The 22,545-nt window shown below is 61.5% G+C and carries 17 protein-coding genes; 10 read left to right on the top strand and 7 right to left on the bottom strand.

Features of this window, described 5'->3' with window-relative positions; all coding sequences use genetic code 11:
* Positions 1 to 36: 36 nt before the first annotated feature.
* Positions 37 to 2,613: a tetratricopeptide repeat protein gene (locus PXH66_RS01880; RefSeq protein ID WP_330930131.1), complete on the bottom strand. Its 2,577-nt coding sequence runs from the start codon at positions 2,611 to 2,613 to the stop codon at positions 37 to 39.
* Between the two features lie 167 nt (positions 2,614 to 2,780).
* Here PXH66_RS01880 and PXH66_RS01875 point away from each other — a divergent pair, with 167 nt between their 5' ends.
* The 4 genes from PXH66_RS01875 (at position 2,781) to PXH66_RS01860 (ending at position 6,052) form a co-directional block, all read left to right on the top strand.
* Positions 2,781 to 3,191, top strand: coding sequence for a SufE family protein (locus PXH66_RS01875; RefSeq protein WP_330930130.1), 411 nt, complete (start codon positions 2,781 to 2,783; stop codon positions 3,189 to 3,191).
* 8 nt (positions 3,192 to 3,199) lie between these two features.
* Positions 3,200 to 4,027 (top strand): TatD family hydrolase, encoded by an 828-nt coding sequence (locus PXH66_RS01870; RefSeq protein WP_330930129.1) that lies wholly within the window; start codon positions 3,200 to 3,202, stop codon positions 4,025 to 4,027.
* A gap of 81 nt (positions 4,028 to 4,108) precedes the next feature.
* Positions 4,109 to 4,903, top strand: a complete 795-nt coding sequence (locus tag PXH66_RS01865) for an SDR family NAD(P)-dependent oxidoreductase (protein WP_330930128.1) — start codon at positions 4,109 to 4,111, stop codon at positions 4,901 to 4,903.
* A 117-nt stretch (positions 4,904 to 5,020) separates the two neighbouring features.
* Positions 5,021 to 6,052 (top strand): NAD(P)-dependent alcohol dehydrogenase, encoded by a 1,032-nt coding sequence (locus PXH66_RS01860; protein WP_330930127.1) that lies wholly within the window; start codon positions 5,021 to 5,023, stop codon positions 6,050 to 6,052.
* A gap of 117 nt (positions 6,053 to 6,169) precedes the next feature.
* On the opposite strand, the gene PXH66_RS01855 is transcribed toward PXH66_RS01860, so the two are convergent.
* The 3 genes from PXH66_RS01855 to PXH66_RS01845 are packed head-to-tail and all read right to left on the bottom strand — an operon-like array spanning position 6,170 to position 8,984.
* Positions 6,170 to 7,471, bottom strand: a complete 1,302-nt coding sequence (locus PXH66_RS01855) for a TRAP transporter large permease (protein WP_330930126.1) — start codon at positions 7,469 to 7,471, stop codon at positions 6,170 to 6,172.
* A complete protein-coding gene (locus PXH66_RS01850) occupies positions 7,468 to 7,962 on the bottom strand; it encodes a TRAP transporter small permease (protein ID WP_330930125.1) in 495 nt (164 codons plus the stop codon). The genes PXH66_RS01855 and PXH66_RS01850 overlap by 4 nt, the downstream gene beginning before the upstream one ends.
* Before the next feature lie 17 nt (positions 7,963 to 7,979).
* The gene (locus tag PXH66_RS01845) at positions 7,980 to 8,984 is read right to left on the bottom strand and encodes a TRAP transporter substrate-binding protein (RefSeq protein WP_330930124.1); all 1,005 of its coding nucleotides are present in this window, start codon (positions 8,982 to 8,984) and stop codon (positions 7,980 to 7,982) included.
* Positions 8,985 to 9,138: 154 nt separating this feature from the next.
* On the opposite strand from PXH66_RS01845, the gene PXH66_RS01840 reads away from it, so the two are divergent.
* From PXH66_RS01840 to PXH66_RS01815, 6 genes are all read left to right on the top strand, one after another.
* A complete protein-coding gene (locus tag PXH66_RS01840) occupies positions 9,139 to 10,467 on the top strand; it encodes an Nramp family divalent metal transporter (protein WP_330930123.1) in 1,329 nt (442 codons plus the stop codon).
* Positions 10,468 to 10,572: 105 nt separating this feature from the next.
* The gene (locus PXH66_RS01835) at positions 10,573 to 13,005 is read left to right on the top strand and encodes a hypothetical protein (protein ID WP_330930122.1); all 2,433 of its coding nucleotides are present in this window, start codon (positions 10,573 to 10,575) and stop codon (positions 13,003 to 13,005) included.
* A 209-nt stretch (positions 13,006 to 13,214) separates the two neighbouring features.
* A complete protein-coding gene (locus tag PXH66_RS01830; RefSeq protein WP_330930121.1) occupies positions 13,215 to 13,619 on the top strand; it encodes a response regulator in 405 nt (134 codons plus the stop codon).
* A 101-nt stretch (positions 13,620 to 13,720) separates the two neighbouring features.
* Positions 13,721 to 15,121 carry a hypothetical protein gene (locus PXH66_RS01825; protein WP_330930120.1) on the top strand — a complete coding sequence of 467 codons (1,401 nt, stop codon included), beginning with the start codon at positions 13,721 to 13,723 and terminating at the stop codon, positions 15,119 to 15,121.
* 43 nt (positions 15,122 to 15,164) lie between these two features.
* Positions 15,165 to 17,627 carry a glycoside hydrolase family 44 protein gene (locus tag PXH66_RS01820; protein ID WP_330930119.1) on the top strand — a complete coding sequence of 821 codons (2,463 nt, stop codon included), beginning with the start codon at positions 15,165 to 15,167 and terminating at the stop codon, positions 17,625 to 17,627.
* 442 nt (positions 17,628 to 18,069) lie between these two features.
* Positions 18,070 to 19,605 carry an SAP domain-containing protein gene (locus PXH66_RS01815; RefSeq protein WP_330930118.1) on the top strand — a complete coding sequence of 512 codons (1,536 nt, stop codon included), beginning with the start codon at positions 18,070 to 18,072 and terminating at the stop codon, positions 19,603 to 19,605.
* 409 nt (positions 19,606 to 20,014) lie between these two features.
* On the opposite strand, the gene PXH66_RS01810 is transcribed toward PXH66_RS01815, so the two are convergent.
* From PXH66_RS01810 to PXH66_RS01800, 3 genes are read right to left on the bottom strand one after another with little or no spacing between them, the layout of a single operon-like run.
* Positions 20,015 to 20,812 (bottom strand): tRNA threonylcarbamoyladenosine dehydratase, encoded by a 798-nt coding sequence (locus tag PXH66_RS01810; protein ID WP_330930117.1) that lies wholly within the window; start codon positions 20,810 to 20,812, stop codon positions 20,015 to 20,017.
* A gap of 4 nt (positions 20,813 to 20,816) precedes the next feature.
* Positions 20,817 to 21,251, bottom strand: a complete 435-nt coding sequence (locus PXH66_RS01805) for an RbsD/FucU family protein (protein WP_330930116.1) — start codon at positions 21,249 to 21,251, stop codon at positions 20,817 to 20,819.
* A 6-nt stretch (positions 21,252 to 21,257) separates the two neighbouring features.
* A complete protein-coding gene (locus PXH66_RS01800) occupies positions 21,258 to 22,541 on the bottom strand; it encodes a mechanosensitive ion channel family protein (RefSeq protein ID WP_330930115.1) in 1,284 nt (427 codons plus the stop codon).
* Positions 22,542 to 22,545: the final 4 nt, after the last annotated feature.

Here is a 22,545-nt window from a genome sequence, read left to right as displayed (position 1 = left end):
GGAAGCTTCCGGTTAGAGGGGATCCGACGTCATGCGTCAACGACCCGTCGTGGTTTCCACCGTGCCGCGCACCCCGAGGCGTTCGAGTTGCGCCTCCGCCCAGCCCGCTTGCGAAAGTCCCCTATCCCGCATGACGGCATACGACCGACGCGCCTCTTCCCACCGTCCCTGACGCTCAAACAATTCCCCCAGGTAGCGCAACGTCCGCGCCAACCAATAGCGGCCGCGGGTGCCCAGTGCCGCCGGATCGTTGTTTTCCAACAAAAATTCATCCACGACTTGCCACCAGGTCTCGGCCGCTCGTTCCCACCGGCCTCGTTCCGAGAGCAGGTGACCGGACTTGAACCCGGCCTCGATCCGCAACTCCATCGGCGCGGTCGCCAAGTCCCGCAATCGCTCGTAAATCGCCGCCGCACTGTCCTTGAGCGAACGGTCGTTTACGCCCGCCTGCGCCTTCATGGTGTCGGCCAGTGCCATTTGGGCGGCGCGCACATCCTCGTGCTGCGGATATTGATTGATGATCAACTCGTAGGCCTGGCGGGCCGAGCCCCATTCATTGAGTTTCCGCAACAGATCACCCTGTTTGAATCGCGCATAAAACACCAGGTCGCTCTGCGGATACCGCGTCACCAATTCCTCAATCTTCTCAATCGCCTCGCGCAGGTAAATATCCTCCCGCCGGCCCTCGGCCATGAGCGCCGATTGATAGAGCGCAAACGGTGCGTAACGATTATCTCGATACGTGCTGACCAACTCGGTCAACAAACGCTGGGCCTCCACCAGCAGCCCTTGCGCCGCCTGCGCATTGGCTTCCGCGATGTAGGAATAAACCGCCGCCTCCGTGTTGGCATGCTCGGCGCGCAACGCCTGCAGAGTGCTGAGCGCCTCATCATGGCGCCCCAGCGCGAAATACGCCTCGGCTTCCAACAACTGCATCGACGATAGGACTTCCTCGCGCAGTTCCGGCGAAACCGACCCGACCCGTCGGCGCACTTCCGGTGCCCGCGTCAAAGTCTGCTCCGGCTCCCCCGCCTCCAAGGCCAGTCGGGCCTGCAACCACGCGATCCGCACCGCGAGCGCGTCCGGGATGACGGCGCGTCCCGCCCCCAATTCCGCCATCAACTGATTGACCCGGTCGTAGGCGTCCGCTGCCCGCCCTTGCGCCTGCATCGCCCTCGCCAGATTCCACTCCGCCTGCCAGCGGTTGATCACATCGAAACGCGGATCCGTTGCCAATAGATCGATCCGTGTCGCCGCCGCCGTCAGTTGATTATCTGCAATCCGAGCCAGCACCTCCTGGAAAACCACATCCCCGGCCGCCACCCCGGACGGCAGTTCGTCCAGCGCCGCCGCGTAGGCGTCGGCCGCGCTGCGAAAATCGTCGCCGCGAAAAAATGCCTCCGCTTGCAACAGTCCCATCTGCGCGCGCACTTCGCGTTCCCCGGCCGGGAGCTCCCGCCGCGCCTGGGCGGCATATCCCGCCGCCGTGCGATAACGCCCCGAATCCCACGCCGCCCCCACCAGAATACTCAGCGCCGTCGGCCGCAAATCCGAGGCCGGGAACCGCTCCAACAAACTCAGGGCATCGCGCGTCGCCGCCGTGGTGTCCGGGGTCAACTGGGCGCGAAACAGCAACAAGTCCTGCTCGATCGGGTGTGCCTCGGTTTCCGCCAGCAACTGGCTGATTTCATTCCGTAAGTTCGCACGCTGCGCGTCGTCACTCGAACCTTCCACCAACATTCGCAGCGCGATGCGTTGTTTTTCCCGCCCCGCCCCTTCGGCCAGCAGGCGCAGCAAGGCATTGCGCCCCATGTCGTTATCGGCTCCGGCGATCAACCCGAGCAGCAACCGAAAATCGTCCCGTTGCGCCACTTGGCCACCTCTCAGCACCAGAATTTGGTTTTGTAGAAATGAAATCGCCGTCGCCTTGTCACCGAGCGCCGCCACCACCGCCGCATAGCGCTTGGCCGAGTCGTAACCGATCTGCTCACCTTCGTATTCCTGCCAACGTCGCAGGAGTCGCGATGCCTGTTCGGGCGTCGGCTGACTGACGTGCCAGCTCGAACGCAGATCGGCCAACTCAAACCGGGCTCGCTGCAATCCCGAGGTCGCCGCCGCGATCGCATTTGCGTAGGCTCGACGCGCCAACTGTGGCTCATCCCGGGCACCGGCGATCGCCCCCACCAGATAGTGAAACCACGCCCGCTCATTGACCGGCAACGTCGCCGCCATCCCCGGCACCAGGGCCGCATCCGCCCCGGCCACATCCCCTCGCGCCATCGCAATCAATCCGCGCCGCAAGCGCGAACGCGGCCCGTTTGGCACCGACAAATCCAACATCGCCGTCGCCGCCTCATCGATGCGATCGGCCTCAAAAAGCGCCATCACCCCGTCCAGAATGAGTCGGTCGCGCTCGACCGGATCTGTCGCGGCCGCGACCAACTCCGCATAAAGCCGTGTGGCCACACTCGGAAACCCCATTTCCAAGGCGCGTCGCGCCGCCCCTTCCCGCGCGAAACCGGGAACCGGATCGCCGGGCGCTTCCGCCGTTCCCATCAAGGGCGGCAACGCCGGATCCGTGGCCACATTCTGGCCACGACTCAACCCGCTCATCACGAGCAATCCCGATAAAATAACCGCACTTCGACACCCAAGCATCGCCTCGGAACATGCGAGCCGCTCTCGCCGGAAGCAAGTCCGGCGGCCGATCCGTTTTGACGCCGTCATCAATCGCGACAGGTTGGATGCGCCCGTCTCGATTCCCGACTTGGCCTCCTCCCATGACCGTCCGCGATCTCCAACACCAACTCATCGAAGACTACGGTTTCATCGAAAATCGCCAGGAACGCCTCGGCGCCATCGTCGACGCCGCCCGCACCCAGCCCACCTTCTCCGAGGATGAACGCAACGAGACCCATCTCGTGCCCGGCTGCACGTCCCGCGTGTGGTTGATAGGTGAATACACCGAGGGCGTGTGCCGCTTTCGCTCCGATTGTGACTCGCCCATGGTGCGCGGTCTGGTGGCATTGCTGTGCAAGTCCTACGACGGCGTCGCCCCAGCCGACGCCGCCTCGACCGCCTCGGCAGTGCTGGAGGAATTGGGTGTGACCCGCGACCTTTCCCCCACCCGCCAAAACGGTCTCGCCGCCGTGCGCCAACGCATCGCTGCGCTCGCCCGCGGCTGGATGTAAACCGGCCGATGCTCTACGACGCGCACAATCATCTCCATTTCGCCGAATTCGCGCCTTATCTCGAAGCCGTTCTGCCCGAGCTAACGGCGATCAATCTCGGCGGCATTGTAGCCAATGGCACGCATCCCGACGACGATTGGGACGATGTCGCCGCGCTCGCGCAGCGTTTTGATTGGGTGCGCCCGAGCTACGGTATTCATCCGTGGGACTGCGGTATCCGTCCCTCCGACTGGCAGGCCAAATTCACGGCCCGTCTCGAGAGCGATCCTCGCGCCGCCGTCGGCGAGATCGGCATCGATCAAGCCATGCTCGACCGGGAACCATCGCCGGGCCAAGCCCGACGCGCGCCCATGGATGAGCAATGCGCCGTGTTCCAATGGCAGTTCAACTGGGCGGCGGCCCACGACCGCCCCGCCAGCATCCATTGCGTGCGCGCCGTCGGCACACTCCTGGATGTGCTGAAGCAATCCGCCCGCCCTGCCCGGGGTTTCTTGCTTCACGCCTACAGCGGCTCCGCCGAAATGGTGCCCGAATTCGTGGAATTGGGGGCCTACTTTTCTTTCAACACCTCCTTCCTCGATCCGCGCCGAAAACGCCAACATGCGGCGTTCCGCGCCATTCCCGCCGATCGCTTGCTGGTCGAGACCGACGCCCCGGCCACCCCGCCGCCCGCCTCCGCAGGTCCTTACCTGCTCGACCCACCACCGCCGCCCACCTGGTCCAACCACCCCGCCAACCTGCGGCTCGCTTACGATTATCTGGCCGAACTGCGCCAGATCCCCGTCGCCGAATTGGAGGACACTGTCGCCACCAACTTCACGCGACTCTTCGGCTGACGTTCAACAATTCCGGCCGGTCCCAGGCTTCGCCCAAGCCATACCATCAGTTAAACACACACTTCATCCTCCTCCTACCCCATGGACCTAGCACTTTCCGGAAAACGCGCCCTCATCACGGGCGGCAGCGTGGGCATTGGCCTCGCCGTCGCACATGCTCTCGCCGCCGAGGGCGTGCACATCGCCATTTGCGCCCGCAATGGTGATCGCGCCCAGGCCGCCGCCGACGCCATCGCGCAAACACACGGCGTCGAAACGCTCGCCCTCCCAGCCGACGTGGCCCAAGCCGCCGACATCAATCATCTCGTCACCGCGCTCACCTCCGCATGGGACGGCATCGACATCCTCATCAACAACGCCGGCACCGGCTCCGAGGAAAAGATCCTTACCGCGCCCGACGACAAGTGGCAGTATTACTGGGACCTGCACGTCATGGCCGCCGTGCGTCTCTCCCGCGCCCTCGCCCCCACCATGAAAACTCGCGGCGGCGGCGCGATCATCAACAACGCCTCCATCTGCGCGACGCAACCGCTCTACTACGAGCCGATCTACAATACCACCAAGTCGGCCTTGGTGATGTTCTCCAAGTGCCTCGCCAACGAACTCATTCCCGACGACATTCGCGTGAACACCATCAACCCCGGCCTCGTCCTCACCCCCGATTGGCGCAAGACCGCCGGCATCCTCACCGAGGGCACCGACCGCACCGCCGACGACTACCTCAACCAAATCGCCGAGGACAACACCCCCATCAAGCGCTTCGCCTCGCCCGAAGAGGTCGCCAACTTCTTCGTCTTCCTCTGTTCGCCCAAAGCGAGCTACTGCGTCGGTTCCACCTACTACGTCGACGGTGGCTGGCTCAAGGTCACCCAGTGACACCGCATTTTTCAACCACAGATGGACCCAGATAAGCCCAGATTGAAATTCAGCCGCTTCACCGGAGTTGATCCGTGTTTATCTGTGCCCATCTGTGGTTAAACTCCAATTTCCTTTATGAAAGCACTCGTTCTCGAACGTCAGGATATTCTCTCCCTCCGCGACTTCGACATCGCCGAAACCCTCGGTCCCGACGATGTGCGCATCGCCATCAAAACCGTCGGTATTTGCGGCAGTGATCTCCACTACTACACGCACGGACGCATCGGACCGTTCGTCGTCGAGGCTCCCATGATTCTCGGCCACGAAGCCGCGGGTGTCGTCGCCGAAACCGGCCCCAATGTCACTCACCTCGCGGTTGGCGATCGCGTGTGCATGGAACCCGGGATTCCCAATCCTCTCGGCCGTGCCACCCAACTCGGCCTCTACAATCTCGATCCCGATGTGCGCTTTTGGGCCACCCCTCCGATCCACGGCGTGCTACGCCCGAGCGTCGTGCATCCCGCCCAGTTTACCTTCAAAGTCCCCGACGCCGTCTCGCTCGGCGAAGCCGCTCTCGTCGAACCCCTCGCCGTCGGCATGCACGCCGCCACCAAGGCCCGCGTCAAACCCGGCGATGTCGCGGTCGTCCTCGGCGCCGGCACCATTGGACTCGTCACCGCGCTCAGCGCCCTCGCCGCCGGTTGCAGCCGGGTGTTCATCACCGACGTCGCTCAACCCAAACTCGACCTCGCCGCCACGCTCGGTGCCATCACGCCGGTCAATATCGCGAATGAATCACTGCCCGAAATCATCGCCGCCGCGACCGACGGTTGGGGCGCGGACCTCGTCTTCGAAGCCAGTGGCAATGCCCGCGCCGCCGCCTCGGTCTTTGAAACGCTGTGTCCCGGTGGCTGTGTCGTTTACATCGGCATGCCCGGCGGACCGATTCCATACGATGTTGTCGCCGCTCAAATCAAAGAAGCCCGCGTCGAGCACGTCTTCCGCTATGCGCACGTTTTCCCTCGCTGCCTTGCCCTCATGGGTTCCGGGCAACTCAACGTGAAACCGCTCATCACCGAGACCTACGCCTTCGCCGACAGCATCGCCGCCTTCGACTACGCCAAAGCCCCCGCCCCCACTTCGGTCAAAGTCCAAATCGAGATCTGATATCCATACCCGAAAATCGCAGAGTCCACCCCGGGTCATGCCTCCAAGGCTTTGCGAACTTTGCGCTCTTGGTGTGAAATACAGCTGCTACGGAACGTTAGTTTGAGGCTCGATTTACTACAAAAACTGCGGCGCGATCAAACGCGGAATCCACAGCACGATTTCGGGAAACAAGATCACCAACAGCAACAGCAGCAGCATGGGCAGCAGCACGACCACCACATCTTTCAATACGTGCACGACCTTGGTCCCGCCCACCTCCGCGGAAATCAGCAAACACAACCCGTAGGGCGGCGTCACCAGGCCAAACGCCAGCGAGATCACCCCGATGATCGCGAAGTGGATCGGATGCATCCCGACGCTTTGCGACACCGGCAGCAAAATCGTGCCGAGGATGATGATCGCCGGAATCGCATCGATGAACATGCCAATAAGTAAAAACGCCCCGGCAATCAACAACCCCACCGAGATCGGTCCCGTCCCGGCCGACGCCACCAGATCGACCAACGTCTGCGGCACTCGGAAATAAGCCAGCAACCAGCCAAAGGCCGACGCCGTCCCGATGCAAAAAAGTGACACCGCCGAAAGGCGCGCCGAATCATACAGTATCTTGGGGAAATCGCCCCAGCGCACGGAACGATAAACCAATCCGCCCAAAATCGCCGAGTAGATCACCGCCAGCACCGACGCTTCCGTCGGCGTCACAAATCCTCCCACGATGCCGCCGATGATGATGATCGGCGTGATCAACGCCCAGACCGCCTTGACCGCCGCCTGCAGAAACTGACGCCCCGACGCCCGTTGATAGATCGGATACCCCCGCTTGCGCGCATACCCCCACACGGTCGCCATCATGAACAGGGCCATCAGCAATCCCGGCAACACGCCCGCGAGAAACAGGCCGCCGATCGAAACCGACATCAAGCCCCCCCAGACCACCATGAGAATACTCGGCGGAATGATCACGCCCATGACCGAGGAACACGCGGTAATCGCCACCGTAAACGACGTGTCGTAACCCTGCTTCTTCATCGCCGGAATCAGCAGCGAACCGATCCCCGCCGCGTCCGCCGTCGACGATCCCGAGATGCCCGCAAACAGCATGCTCACCATCACGTTGATGTGACCCAGCCCTCCCGGCAAATGCCCCACCGTCGCCTTCGCGAGATTCACCAGCCGCTCGGTGATTCCCGCCGAGTTCATGAGATTGGCCGCCAACAAAAAGAACGGGACGGCCAGCAGGATGAACGAATTGTAGGATTTCCACATTTCACTCATCAACAGCGACGGGGACAAACGATCGTCCGCGATGAACACCGGGATACAAGCCAGCCCCAACGCGAATGAAACGGGAATCCTCAACACCACCAGCACCGCGAAGGTGCCAAACATGATCGCTGCCACTTCGCCGGGACTCATGCGTGCGGCTCGGTTGCGGGGGACCTGATCAGTCGCACGTCAGCCACCATTTTCTCGGCCAAAAAAAGCACCCAGGTCACGCCCGCCAAGGGAAACGCGATGTAGATGCTGAGCATGTTGATGCCACTCATTTCCGACGTCTGGATGAAGCCGAATTTCGCAAATTCGTATCCGTAACGAACGAACGCCACCGCCATCACCATCATGCCCAGATGCACCACTAATCCCGCGATGCCTGCCTGACGCGGCGTGCGAGGCGCAGGCAGCACGTCGACTTCGAAATGCGACTTATCCCGCACCGCGATCATGGCCCCGATCATGATCATCCACACGAAGCAAAACCGCGCGACTTCCTCGGTCCAAATATATCGCGGCATGAGGCCCGTGTAGCGCGACAGGATCTGGATGGTCACTGGCACGATCAGCACTCCCATCAAGATCGTGAGCAACCGTTTCAGCATTCGGTGATAACCGTCCAGGAGGGCCTTCATCGCGATGGAGGACCGGATTATTTAACCGCATCGATGCGGGCCAAAACCTCCCGCACTCCGAGTTCATTCGCGTAGGCCTCCTTCACGGGTGCCGCCAATCGAAGCAAGGCGGCGCGCTCCGTAAACTCGTGGGTGCGAATCTTGCCCTCCGCCTCCATCTGGAGCAGCGTCGCGTGGTCTTCGCGTGCCTCGGTCTCGCGCCCGAATTCTCCGGCTTCGCGGCCGGCGCGAAGGATCGCCGCCTGCAAATCCTCCGGCAGACGTCGGAAGGTTTTCCCACTAAATACCAGCGGGCGCACCGTGATGGCGTGCTGGGTGAGCGAGATTTCCGGTCCCACTTCATAGAACTTCATCTGCTGAATTCCCGTCGCCTCGTTCTCCGCCGCGTCAATCACCCCCGTCTGCACCGCGTTATAGATTTCGTTGTAGGCGATGACGGTCGGGGCGGCATGGATCGCCTGAAAGATGCGAGTCTGGATCGGCGCGCCCATCACGCGAATGTCGAGCCCTTCCAACTCGGCAATGGTCGTGATCCGCTTGCTCGCGGTGATGTTGCGGGTGCCGCCGCCGGAAAACCCGATGAGCTTCACATCGGCCTTCTGTTCCACGTCATCCGTGATCGGTTTCAAGGCGTCTCCCGACAGGACTTTGTTCCAATGATCGAGGTCGCGAAACAGGAACGGCATGTCCATGAGCGGAGCGGCCTTGGAGAAGGTCGACATGTGCGACGGCGACACGTGCGCGAAATCGACCGACACCCCCTGACTCATGTAAGCGAAATACTCCTTCTCCAACCCCAGCTCGCTGTTCAAATAGAACTCAAAATTGACCGGCTTGCCGTAGTATTCCTTCACCAGTTCCTCGAACTTGAAAAGCGTGCGCGAGAAGACGTGGTTTTTGTCGAACTGGTTAGCACCACGCAGCGTGATGACTTCTGCTTCCTTCGAGGAACAAGCGGCCACGGAGAACATCAACGCGACGGCCGCCAGGCCGACTAACACAGGGGAATATTTTCGAGTCATGGGGTAGGAAACCAACATGCTACGCGTGCCCGCCCGTGGTCAACGATCCATCCCGACCGCTCCGGGGGAACGATTTGGGCCCCACGTTAACCATTCTTCATGCGCAAAAACGTGGACCCGCCAGCAATCCATCGGCACCAAAACGCATACCCCTATGCCTTCCCCCGCTGGCGCCCCGCCCCCCACCACGCTTCTCCAATCGCTCAAATACATCGGTCCGGGACTGATCCTGACCGCCGGGATCGTCGGCACGGGTGAACTGGTCGTCACGCCGCACGTCGCCGCCGAAAACGGATTCGAGCTGCTGTGGCTCATCATTTTCGGCTGCCTCGTGAAAGTCTTCGTGCAGGTCGAGCTCGGTCGCTACGCCGTCGCGACCGGCACGCCCACCTTGCACATGCTCGACGCCGTGCCGGGGCCGCGCATGCGCAACGTCGGCTGGATGGTGTGGATTTTCCTCCCCGTTTTTGTCGCCATGATTTCCGTGATCGGCGGCATGCTCGGCGGCTGTGCGCAGGTCTTCAATATGGCCGGCATCGATGCCGGTCCCAAACCGATCGCCGTCGTCATGGGTCTCTCCCTCACCGCGTTGCTCGGCATCGGTCGCTACAAACTGGTGGAGCGCTTCTCCATCGGTCTCGTCATCCTCTTCACCATCTCGACCCTCTTCGCGTTGGTCGCGCTCCAGTTCACCGACTTCAAGGTCACCACCGCCAACATTGTCTCGGGGCTGCAATTCAAATTACCCGAGAACTTCGCCGTCGCTTTCGCCGCGCTCGGCATCATCGGCGTCGGCGCGGCCGAGTTGATCTACTACCCGTATTGGTGCTTGGAAAAAGGATACGCCGCCCGCGTCGGTGCGCCCGAAGCTCCCGGCTGGAACGAACGCGTCCATGGCTGGATGCGCGTGATGAAGATCGACGCCTTCGCTTCGCTCCTCCTCTACACCGCCGCGACCGTCGTGTTCTACCTGCTGGGCGCGGCGATCCTCCATCGCCAGGGACTCACCATCGATAACAGCGAAATGGTGCCGACTCTCGCCAACATGTATCTGGAGAGCTTTGGTCCGCTCGGTTTCTGGGTCTTCGTGGTCGGCGCGTTTGCCACCCTCTACTCCACCGCCTTCGCCGCCACCGCCGCCAACTCCCGCTTGATGGCCGATGTCCTGCCGTTACTCGGCATCATGAAGCCCGCCGCCAATGAGGACGCCAAGGCCAAGCGCATCAAAGCGTTTGGCATCGGCCTGCCGCTCTATGGCACGCTACTCTATGTCGTCTGGCCGCAACCGCTCACGCTCATTATGATAAGCGGCGTCGGCCAGGCGCTGCTGCTCCCGTTTCTCGCCATCTGCGCGCTCTACTTGCGCTACAAAAAACTCCCCGCCGAACTGCGCCCCGGCGGCCTGTGGACCACGTTTCTCTGGCTCTCCGGCATCGCCCTCACCGTCGCCGGCGCCTGGAATCTTTTCAGCCGCTTCGGGTGAGCCCCGACGGGGTGATCCCACCATCGGGCACGCCCAGTGACCGATGCGAATAGCGGCATGGCGGCGCTCGGTTGTCTCCAAAGTTAAATCACTTTGAGAGAATCCATGAAACCGACTTCCATCCTTCGACTCCGCGTCTTCGCTGCCTTAGTCCTTATCCCCCTGCTTTTCGCATCGCTCCTGTCCGCGGCTCCTCAGCTGCAGGTCAGTCCGCGCAACTATACGCTTCCGGGACAATACGAACCCGGTTCCACCATCACGCTTTCAGCGGCTTACTCGCCGGAACCGATCGGGAGCTGGCAGTGGCAGTGGCTCCATGACGGCACCGCCATTCCCGGTGCCAATGCCTCCGCTCTGACCTTGTCGAATCTCACCCCCTCGGATTCCGGCAACTACACCCTCCAAATCACCGCAGGCGACACCACGGAGCGCAGTTATCCCGCCACCATCAATGTGATTCAGCTACCGGAGAGTGCCATCGATCCGGCGTTTAATGCCCCTGACCTGACCGATACTCGGACCGAAGTCATCGGAGCCACCGCCGACGGCCGAGTGGTGGTGCGAACATATTTCGATTCGTCCCCCAACCCATCCTCCACCCACCGCCTGCGGCCGGATGGCTCGCTTGATCCTGATTTCCGATATCCTTCGGATGAAAGCTTCCGCGCCGCCAACGTGTTGGCGGTCTATCCCGATGGCCGCCTGATACTCGCCACCCCCGGCGGCCCTCACCGTCTGGCGGCCGATGGCAGCGTGGATGCCTTGCCGCTCCCGACGACGTTCTCCAACTCCGAACCCCTCGCCGGGGCCGCCATCCAACCCGATGGCAAACTACTCCTTGCTCAAGGAAACCAGATCGCCCGACTAAATCCGGACGACTCTCTCGACGTCACGTTCGACTACCAGTATGCCACCACCACCGAACCTCGCGAATTCAAGTTCGATCGCGAGGGTCGGATCTACGTCACCGGCATGGCATTTGACCCGGTGCCGGGACACTACCCCACCAGTTGGAAAATCATCTACCGGTTGAGCGCCTCCGGTGCCGCCGACTCAACTTTCACCCCTCAAACACCTCTCCTCCGTCGCGGCGACGTGGTCCTTTACCCACTGCCCGACGGACGCCTGCTGCGCTATCAAAACTACCAGGGCATTAAGAGCGGGTCGATGTTGACGGACCAAGGTCAGGTCGACTCCACGTGGACGCACAATGCAAGCTTCACCGGCTACGGCTTCGCCGTGGACGGCGAACACAATCGTCTCTTTGTCACCGACTACGCCCACGTCCTCCATCGCTATACCATCACCGCAACGGGTCTGGAGCTTGATGCCGATTTCTACCCCGGCCCTCTTCCCGTTTATTCCCTCGTCCTCCTCGCCGATGGCAATCTCGTGGCAACGTCCGTGGTTTCCACGCCCGTTTTCAGACTGCGCGGCGACCATGCTGGTGAGCAGCCCACGAAGTTATCCATTGTCAGCCCGGGGTCTAACCCGCGCGGAGGCTCGACCCAAACGTTCCGGAGCGAAGTGACCGGCCCGAATCCGGTGGGTTATCAATGGCTGGCCCTCGATGGTCAGCCTCTGCCTCCCGACACCACGTCGCCGTCGCTTACCATTGCGGATATCGGTCCCGACAACCTCGGCTACTATCAACTCCGGGTCGTCCTGGCCAACGGGCAAAGTCTGCTCAGCCCCGTGACGGTATTCGAGCTCGGCCCCCACAAATCCTACCTCTCGAATCTTTCCAGTCGCGCCCTGACCGGCACCGGCGAACGCAGCGTGATCGCCGGACTCACCACCAAAATCTCGGCGGGCGCCCTGGGGTTGCCCACCCTGTTGCGAGGCGTCGGGCCGGGACTCAGCCCGTTCGGCCTGACGGGCTTTCTGCCCAATCCTGCCATCGATGTGTTCAATGCCACCGGGGAACTTATCGGCAACAACGACCAGTGGTGGGCCAACCCGCAGACCGCCGACGCAGCCACGGCCGCCGGTGCCTTTGCCCTCGCCGATGCCAGCAACGATGCCGCCGGCATTCACACATTTGGCACGGGCAGTGCCACCGTGATGGTGCGTCCCCAGAGCGAGGGCACCGGGATCGCCCTGCTCGAAATTTATCAGCTCTTCCCCACCGGCCACGAGTATCTGTTCCAATCACTCACCAATCTGTCCTTCCGCGCGCACACCAGCCCCGGCGAAGCCACCGCCATCGCGGGATTTGTGATCGTCGATCCGCAAAACTTCGGCCGTTCCGCACGCGTGCTCCTCCGCGCCGTCGGCCCCGCCCTGGCCGACTACGACATCGCCGATCCCTTGGCTGATCCCGTGCTCACCGTCTTCAACGCCGCTGGCGAAATCGTCGCGACCAACGATGACTGGTCCGCCCCGGATGCCGCGACCATGGCGCAGGTCGGGGCCTTCAGCCTGTCGACTGGAAGCAAGGACGCCGCCCTCGCGATCGATCTTCCGGCCGGGGCCTACACCATGCACGCGGGCGGCGGCACCGGCGTCGTGCTACTCGAGATCTACCTCGTGGAATAAGCCAAGGCTCGAAGCCATCGGACCACCCGTGGCCCCGGTTTAAGCGGTTTCAAGACCGGGCCATCTTGACATCCCCCGTCATTCGGCTGGGTCTATACACCATGGTCGGATCCGCCGATGCGTCTCTGCCCACCTCTCGGCATTTCCTGTTAACACTGAGGTAATAAACCAACTCTGATCGCCTCGGCGGTCACAGAACCGCCCCCCCGATGGAACCACCTTCCCCGCCCACCCGCATCCTGTTCGTCGATGATGAGCCGATGATTACCCGGGTCGGTCGGCGGGCACTCGTCAGCCTCGGGTATCAACCCACCATCGCGAACGATGGCGCCGAGGCGTGGGAACTCATGCAGCAGGAGCCCTTGGCATTCGACCTCATCATCAGCGACCAAACCATGCCCGGACTCACCGGCCTGGAACTGTTGGACAACGTGCGGAAAATCCACCCCGATCTGCCATTTATCCTCAGCACCGGTTACGCGGAAAATTTCGATATTTCGGATGCGCTGGCCCGCGGCGCTCAGGCCATGCTCAGCAAACCGTTTCAACTCGCGGAACTCCGTGAAATTGTGGAGCGCGTGCTAAACTCAGCGCACGGCCCTCCCGGCTCGTAGCGCCGCCGTCCCCTCACGGCCGACACCCGCTGAGCCCCACGCGACCGACGCCCGGGTGGCCATGCTTGCTCGACGGCCGGGGCTGTTCCACGTTCGTTCCCATGCAGGATCGCATTTACCCTCCAATTTTGAACCGGCTCGGCTGGTTCATCACGCTGCTGAGCGTCATGATGGTCACCGTCCGCGCGGAATCCGTCGTTCCCGCCGAGATCTTCGATCCGGGCTACTTGGAGGGCGACTCCAACTACCACTGCCTCACCGCCGCGTCCGACGGTTACCTCTACTTCGCCGTCAACTCTCACCATCCCGGCGCGTCCGTCCGTATCTACCGATTCGATACGTCCACCGACACCACCGCGCTGGTCGGTGACGTCAGCGCCGCGCTCGGTTTGGAGCCCGCCCGCGAGATCGTGCATGGCAAGATCCACACGCCTCTCGTCGAGTGGGACGGCTATCTCTACTTCGCCACCCACACGTCCCAATACGACGGCAACCTCCCGCTGATCAATCCGCCCGACGGTCGCCAACCCTACGCCGGTGGGCACTTCATGCGCCTCAATCTCGCCACCCAAAAAATCGAGGACGTTGCCGCGCTTGGCCTGCCCAACGAGGGGCTCATCACCATGGCCGTCGATAAACCCGGCCGCACGCTCTACGGTCTTACCTGGCCCAGCGCTCAACTCGTCAGTTTCAACCTCGACGAGGGGCGCCTGAAAAACTGGGGAGCCGTCCAACAACGCGGCGAATGGGGCGCTTTCCCCGACGAATGGGACTTCGTGTGCCGCAAACTCGGCGTCACCCCCGAAGGCACCGTCTACGGCTCCACCAACACCGGCCGCATCTGGCATTTCGATTCGGACGATCAACGCCCGGTGAAGTATTTCACCCAACTCAACCTCGATGCCGTGCCGCCCATTCAGGCGGAGGACTTCACCATCGAGCCCGTGCCCCACTTCTTCTGGCGCAATTGGCGCACGCTCATCTGGAACGATGCGACCGCCAGCTTCTGGGGCCTCCACGGCGGCAGCGGCCAACTCTTCGAATTCACCCCCGCCACCGGCACCCTGCGTTCCGTGCGTCCCCTGAATCCGACCACCATCGTGCCCGGTCGCCGCAACCCGTTTCGCACGCAACTCGGCTTCATGCTCGGACCCGACAACACGCTGCTTTACCTCGCGCATGCTCCCCCCACGCCCAGCACCGCCGATCGCGCTGTCGCGACGTCCGTGCATTTGCTCACCTACGCGATCGACACCGATACTTTTACCGACCACGGCGCGATCACCGGCCCCGACCATCGCCGCATCTTCTTCACCGAAAGCATCGCGCTCGGTCCCGACGATCACCTCTACTCCGTCGCCTGGGTCGAGACCACCGACCCCGCCAAGATGCAACAGGTGCAAACCGCCCGCGCTTTCGCCGCCCCCGAGGAAACCCAGGACATCATCTTTGAAATCCAACTCATCCGCCTGCCCCGCCGGGACGCGCTGACCACCCCTTGATCCTCCGCCCGTCCCGGCTGCTTTACCTCTCCCCACCCGCTTCATGTCACGTCGATACCTGCCCCACCCGGCCCCACTGCTTTTCACTCTGCTGGCCGCGATCACCTCCCTCCCCGCCGCCACCGTTCAAATCACGGTCGACGTCACTCAGGACCGTGTGCCGGTGTCGCCGTTTATCTACGGTAAAAACGACACCCCCGGGCAGCCCGGTTCCCTTCGCAGCGCCGCCGATTGGCAACGCTTTCGCGACGCCGGCCTGCGCATGATGCGCACCCTCGCGGGCAACAACGGCACCAAATACAATTGGCAGCAAAAACTCTCCTCCCACCCCGATTGGTATAACAACGTCTACGCCAACGACTGGGATTTCGCCCAGGCTCAACTCCAGCAAAACCTGCCCGAAGTGCAGTCGATGTGGAGCTTCCAACTCATCGGCAAAGTCGCCGCCAATTCCGCTCACAACTTCAACGACTGGGGCTACAACCAAAGCCAGTGGTGGAGCGGCGTTGGCCAAAACCTCGCCGGCGGTGGCACCCCCAATCCCAACGGCGAAAAGGCTCTGCAGGAGGGCAACCCCGACCTCTACCTCACCGACTCCGATGCCGCCACCTCCACCGCCATTCTCGACCACTGGATCCAGCCCACCAGTCTCGGTCTCGACCGGCGGCAGTTCATTTATTGGAGCATGGATAACGAACCCGAAATCTGGGAGGGCACCCACGACGACGTGATGCCCACCCAGCTCTCGGCCGAAGCATTCATGCAACGCTACTTTGCCTACGCCAAGGCCGCCCGCGCCCGCTTGCCCGAGATCAAGCTCGCCGGTCCCGTCGCCGCCAACGAGTGGCAGTGGTATAACTGGCCCGACCCGATCGACGCCGACGGCCGCACCTGCCCGTGGCTCGAGTATTTCATCAAACGCGTCGGCGAGGAACAGGCCCGCACCGGCATCCGCCTCCTCGATGTGCTCGATATCCACTACTACCCCGGCACCACCGCCCCCGCCGACATCGTGCAACTGCACCGCACCTTCTTTGACGAGAGCTACGTGAGCCCCGACGCCAACGGGGTGCGCACCGTCCACGGCGGTTGGGACACGTCCATAAATCGTGAATACATCTTCGGTCGCTGCGCCGCCTGGCTCGATCAATACCTCGGTCCCGATCACGGTGTCACCTTCGGCCTCACCGAAATCGACATCCCCGTGACCGATGCCGCCCTGGCCTCGGTCTGGTATGCATCCACTCTCGGCGAATTCATGCGGCACGGTGTCGAGATCTTCACCCCGTGGAGCTGGCAGCCCGGCATGTGGGAAGTCCTCCACCTCTTCTCCCGCTACAACGGCGACGTCGCGGTCCGCGCCCTCTCCAGCGACGAAGAATCCGTCTCGGCCTACGCCACGACCGACAACGCCACCGGCGACCTCACCATCGTGCTGGTCAACCGCGCACTCTCCGAGGCCCACACCACCCAGGTCGCGCTCGCCCACGCGACCATCGCCAACGGTGTTTATCCGGCCCGCCAATTGGCCAACCTCCCCGCGACCGAAACCTTCGAATCCACCGCAAGCAACGCGCAGATTATCGGGTCCGCCGCCGTCAACGCCAACGCGTTCAACCTCACCCTGCCACCGCTGTCGGTCACCTCCATTCGCCTGCCGGCCGCGACCGACATCGTCGTGCCTCCCGCCGGTGCCTCACGCCTGGCCAACGTCTCCGTTCGCGCCGTCAGCGGGGCCGGCATCAACGCGCTCACCGTCGGCTTCGTCATCGGCGGCGACGGCACCAAGGAAGTCCTGCTCCGCGGTATCGGCCCCACGCTCGGCGGCTTCGGCGTTTCGTCCATCCTCGCCGATCCCGTGCTCGACCTCGCGAGCCCTGCCGACGGACCGCTCGACCACAACGACAACTGGGGCGCCGACGCCGACAACGTTGCCACAACCTCCGCCCGTCTCGGCGCCTTCGAGCTCGAATCCGGCAGCCTCGACGCCGCCATGGTCGCCACGTTGCCCGCCGGAGCCTACACCGCGCGAATCGGAGACCGCACCGACGGCAGCGGCGTGACGCTCGGCGAGGCCTACGACGCCGACATCACCGGCACCGCCCGCCTCACCAACGTCTCCGCCCGCACCTGGGTCGGCACCGATTCCGACAACCTCATCGCCGGTTTCGTCATCAGCGGAGACGTCGGCCAAACCCTCCTCATTCGCGCCGTCGGCCCTACCCTCGCGCAATGGGGTGTGCCGGGCCTGCTCGACGATCCCGTCCTGCGCATCTATCGCCAAGGCGATACGATGCCCCTCTATCAAAACGACGATTGGGATGACATCGCCTACGCCGCCGAAATCGCCACCGCCGCCCAAACCGTCGGAGCCTTCCCCCTGTCGACCGGCACCAACGACGCCGCCCTCCTCCTCACCCTGCCCCCCGGCGTCTACAGCGCCGTCGTCTCCGGCAAAGCCAACACCACCGGCGTAGCCCTCGTCGAAGTCTACGAAGTGAACTGAGGTGGTCGTGTCCCCGGTTCGCGAACATCCCGTCCCTTCAAGACGGCTTCATTGACCAGATCACCAAACCAACTCCAACTGGGTCGGCACGTAGGAGCGGGCTTGCGCGCGATGAACGCGTTGGATTTGCGCTGAGCGGCAGACGTTATCGCGCGCAAGCTCGCTCCTACTCCCAGTTCACCTCCACCGGTGCAGCTATCAGCGAAATTGATGAAGTCGAAAGACTCATGCCATATTGCAACAACGGGGCTCTCGTTCGTCGATAGACGCCGCACCGACTACTGTTTCGGAGAAAATCCCGATCACTTATTCTACAAAACAGGAAATCAACGTAAGGGAACACTTGGCACAAATTCAGTGCTGAGTCTTGAATCGCATCATGGAGGATTATGCCTTTTGTATGCGATTGGCTGGCCGCCATTCATCCTAAAGTTCATACCCCATGAAAATTGCCAAAGCTGTCGATCACATCGGCACAAGCCTCGTGCTAAAGCGTATTTCGAGCGCCTACGTAATCGATTATCGCAATCTCACCGACGATGAGATTCGGGCCGCCCTTAAAAAAACCTCTCCGCAATACTACTACGCCTCCAACGTAAAATCGGCATTGAACGAACTGCTCTACCGGGCAGATCGGCAGCACCGGATTCTGGTTCGTCTGATTCTTAAAGAAATTCTTCTGAACAAAGATAGTTATCTCGCGGACGAGAAAGAAACTTCCGACGACATTATTGCCTACGAACAGTCGATAATCGACCGCTCAAACGAGGACATTCTAAAAAACGGAGTGGCCCGATCTGAACAGCTCGAACTCTTCAAATTCGTTCTCGAAACCGCTTGGGAAAACCAAGCTCAAGTTTCAAATGACGAGTTCAACCTAATCGAAAAACTGCGCGTTCGATTAAAAATCACGGAACGCGAGTATCGAACAATCGAAGCCGGGCTGAACCGATTTCCCTCGCTCGGAAACGTCCTGCATACTCGAACAGAGATCGAAGAAACGAGACGACTCCTTCAATCGAAAGGTCTGCTTTTCTCCATCCGGAACGAAGACGGCACCGACTTCGATTTGATCCCAGATGAGATCGCCCGCGTGCTTCGTGAGGTTCTGCACGTTACTATCAAAACCCACGGCTACCACGAGCTGTTGAACTACAAAGCCGTGCGGTCAAAACCCTACTTGTTCGATGCCATTCGCAAATGCGACATCAGCGCCGATAAAACTACGACATTAGCCGAGCTCCAGCAGATCGTTCAGGAACAAGTGCCGCCTTCCACGCTGCTCGGTGGCATTTCGCCCCGAGATGGCTTGGAAGTAGAGGTTTTGAAAAAATGGTGCGCAGAGCTCGGTCAGATCGTGTCTGGAACCAAAGCAGAGCTCATCGATCGTTTGATCGGTTTCTATGACAATCTGCTGCAGCGGACGGAAACCGCCGGGGACGATCGACAAGTGTGGTATGACCACTTCGAACAACTCGCTGCCCGCGACCTTCAATTTTTACGAGGACAGCAACTTATTGAGAAGGATTTGGAATGCGAAGCCCGGTTCGAAGATGCGACCGACTTCTTGTTTGAAAACCGGCTTCACCACAAACCGCTGAAGTTAATCGGTTCCGCCCACGCCGATGGTATTCTTTCGTTTCGAGACAAAGTGATCATCTGGGACAACAAATCGAAAGAATCACCGGTCCACCTGAAAGACCATATCAAGCAGTTCGAAAACTATATCAAAACTTCTGAAAGGCCGGTGGCCGGTTTTTGGGTTATCGGTCCAGACTTCACCATCGAGTCCCAGATGCTCGCTATGCAATTCACCGTCGATTGCGGAGCCACGGTCACACTCATCAAAGCGGGTGACCTCAAACAAATCGCCGAAAATTGGCATAAACGAAATGCCGGAAAATCCGATGATCCCTTCCCTCTGGGATACCTGCTCCAACCAGGTCTTCTCAACCCCGTGTTGGTGGCGGCCAGCTAGCCCCCCGAGCTCTCTGTTTTTACTCGGTGATCTCTGCGGTAGAATTCCGGAGACATCCACCATTCAGCTGCCGCTCCCTGCGCCACTTTCCACAATCCAACGCACCATTTTTTGGGCGACCGCGAGGTTTATGAGACTGGTGATCTAAACCGCCATGCCGAAGCCACGGCTTCATTCGCACTGGGTCGGCACGTAGGAGCGGGCTTGCGCGCGATGAACGCGTTGGATTTGCGCTGAGCGGCAGACGTTGTCGCGCGCAAGCTCGCTCCTGCGCTTGGGTAACGAAACATGCGGTAAACTCCCATCCGCGTTGGCTGGATCCCATGACCCGGCGCTGGGTCCGGGAATGCTCCTTCACATCCGATCGGGTCAGCGATCTGCGTGGAATTACTTCTCCTGCATCTGCCGCTCAGCTCCTGTCCCACTCGTCACCTTCCACGATCCAGCGCACGGTTTCCTGCGCGGCGGCAAGGCCCATGGCTCCGGTGACCCAGACCGCCGTGCCGAAGCCACTCGCACAATCGAGTTTCAGGTTGCTGCCGGGTTCGGGTTCCGTGCTGCAGGTGCCGTCGGCCCAGGGGTAAGTCGGGTTCTCCGCCGAATAGATGCAGCGCACGCCGTAGCGGTTGCCTTCACCCCGCGCGAAGCCGTGTTCGCGGCGGAGTTTCTTGCGCACCATTTTGAGGAGTTCGTCGCCCCACGCTTCACCCAAGTCGCCAATGCGGAGCTGCGAGGCGTCACGTTTGCCGCCCGCCCCGCCCACCGTTACACAGCGTTGGCCGAGGCGCACGCAGGCGCCGATGAGGTCGGCCTTGTTCGTGGTGCCGTCGATGGCATCCACCACCACGTCAAACTTCGGCGCGAGCAGGCGATCGGCGTTGCTGGCCGTGATGTATTCAGAAACCGGTGTCACCGCACACGCCGGATTGATCAAGCGCACGCGCTCCGCCAGAGCCTCAACTTTGGGTCGGCCATGGTTGCCGTCGAGCGCGGGCAACTGACGGTTGACGTTGGTCACACACAGGTCGTCGAGGTCGATGAGGGTGAGCGCACCCACTCCGCTGCGAGCAAGACCTTCGACTGTCCACGAGCCCACGCCTCCGACGCCAATCACCGCGACGTGCGCGGCCGTCAGTTTATCGAGCGAGCCAGCACCGTAGAGGCGACCGACGCCGCCAAAGCGTTCGTTGTAATCGTCCGCGGCCATGAGCTCAGAATGATTCGGCCGCCAGCTTCACGACGCCGATTTCCAACAGGAGGTTGGCGAACCGACGCTGTTCGCCGGTGGCGATCATCAGCGTGGTGCGGGGTGACGCGATTTTCTCGTAAAATGACCAGCGTTCCATCGCACTCCACGCCACGTGCGCCCCGAGCTTGTCTTGATAAATGGCGTGAATCTCCGGGGCATAATCGGACGGTGGCTCCATCACCGTGGCCGCCTGCACCGGCACGACCGTGAGCAGCGCGTCGAGCACGGACACGGCGTCGACCATGCCGGGGGCCAGATTGAGATGGACGATTGCGGCATTCGGGCCGCGATTGCCCGCGATGGGAAAATTTCCGTCCGCTACCAACACCTGGGAATAATGCCCCGAGGCGGCGAGCGCGGCCAGAATCTGGGGGTGGATGAGTCGCGTATTGAGCATGAGAAATCAGCTTTCCTTGGCGGCGGTCGATTTCAGCGCGGCGATACCCGTCACGATATCGGAGCCGCTCGGTTCCTGGAATACCCGCAGGTCGAAAACCTTCGCGACGGAGAGAAGGTGGTCGAAAATATCGGACTGCACGCCCTCGTAGTAGGCCCACGCGGTGTTGTTCACGAAGGTGTAGATCTGCAGCGGCAAGCCGTGCTCGGTCGGCTCGAGTTGGCGCACGAGCAGCGTCTTCTCCTGATCAATGTCCTTGTGGGTTTTCAGGTAGATCAGGCAATAGGCGCGAAAGGTGCCGATGTTGGTGAGCCGCCGTCCGTTGCCGAGCACGTTGGCCGCTTCGCCCAGCTTTTCATTGTCCTTGGCGATCTCCGTTTTTTTGCGCTCCAGGTGTTCGCGCACGTGGCCGATTTTCGACCAGCGTTCGAGTTGTTCTTCGTCGGCAAACCGGATCGAGGAGATGTCAAAATGAATGGAGCGCTTGATGCGCCGGCCGCCGGACTCGGACATGCCCTTCCAGTTGCGAAACGAATCCGAGATGAGGCTGTAGGTCGGGATCGTGGTGATGGTTTTGTCCCAGTTCTGGACCTTCACCGTCGTCAGGGAAACGTCGATTACATCGCCGTCGGCCCCGGCGCTGGGCATTTCGATCCAGTCGCCGACGGTGACCATGTTATTGGCGGAAATTTGAATGCCCGCGACGAAGCCGAGAATCGCATCTTTGAAGACGAACAGCAGCACCGCCGTCAGCGCGCCGAGTCCGGAAAACAGGTAGACCGGCGATTTGTTCAACAGAATCGCCAGCATGAAGATCAGACTCACGACGACCGAGACGAGTTTGATCGCCTGGATGAAGCCTTTGACCGGCACGCCCTTTTTCGCGCCCTTTTGTTGGGAGACGATATGCACGGCGTTGAGGATGGCGAAGAGCACGCCGAGCCAGATACAGATGAGGTAGAGACTCACCGCGCCGGACACCCCGGCCAACACGCGCGGAGAGTCACCGAGGACGCTGGCACCAAACGTATTGATGACCAGCGCCGGGGCGAGGTGGGACAGGCGGGTGAAGACGCCCGTGTCGAGCAGCACATCGTCCCACTGAAATTTCGTGCGCCGCACCACCGCGTTGACGGCGCGCAAAATGATGTGCTTGGCGATGTAGTTGACCGCCCACGCGAGGACGAACAACCCGATCACGCCCGCGCCGGTGGCAATGGCTTGGGCGTAGAGTTCGTCGACGTGGTGACTTAGCAAAAAGTCCTTCAGCTGGGTGATGGCCGGATTCATAGGG

The sequence above is a fragment of the Synoicihabitans lomoniglobus genome, assembly GCF_029023725.1.
Lineage (GTDB): Bacteria > Verrucomicrobiota > Verrucomicrobiia > Opitutales > Opitutaceae > Actomonas > Actomonas lomonigloba.
Note: the sequence above shows the minus strand (reverse complement) of the source record. Positions and strands in the feature narration are given on the sequence as shown.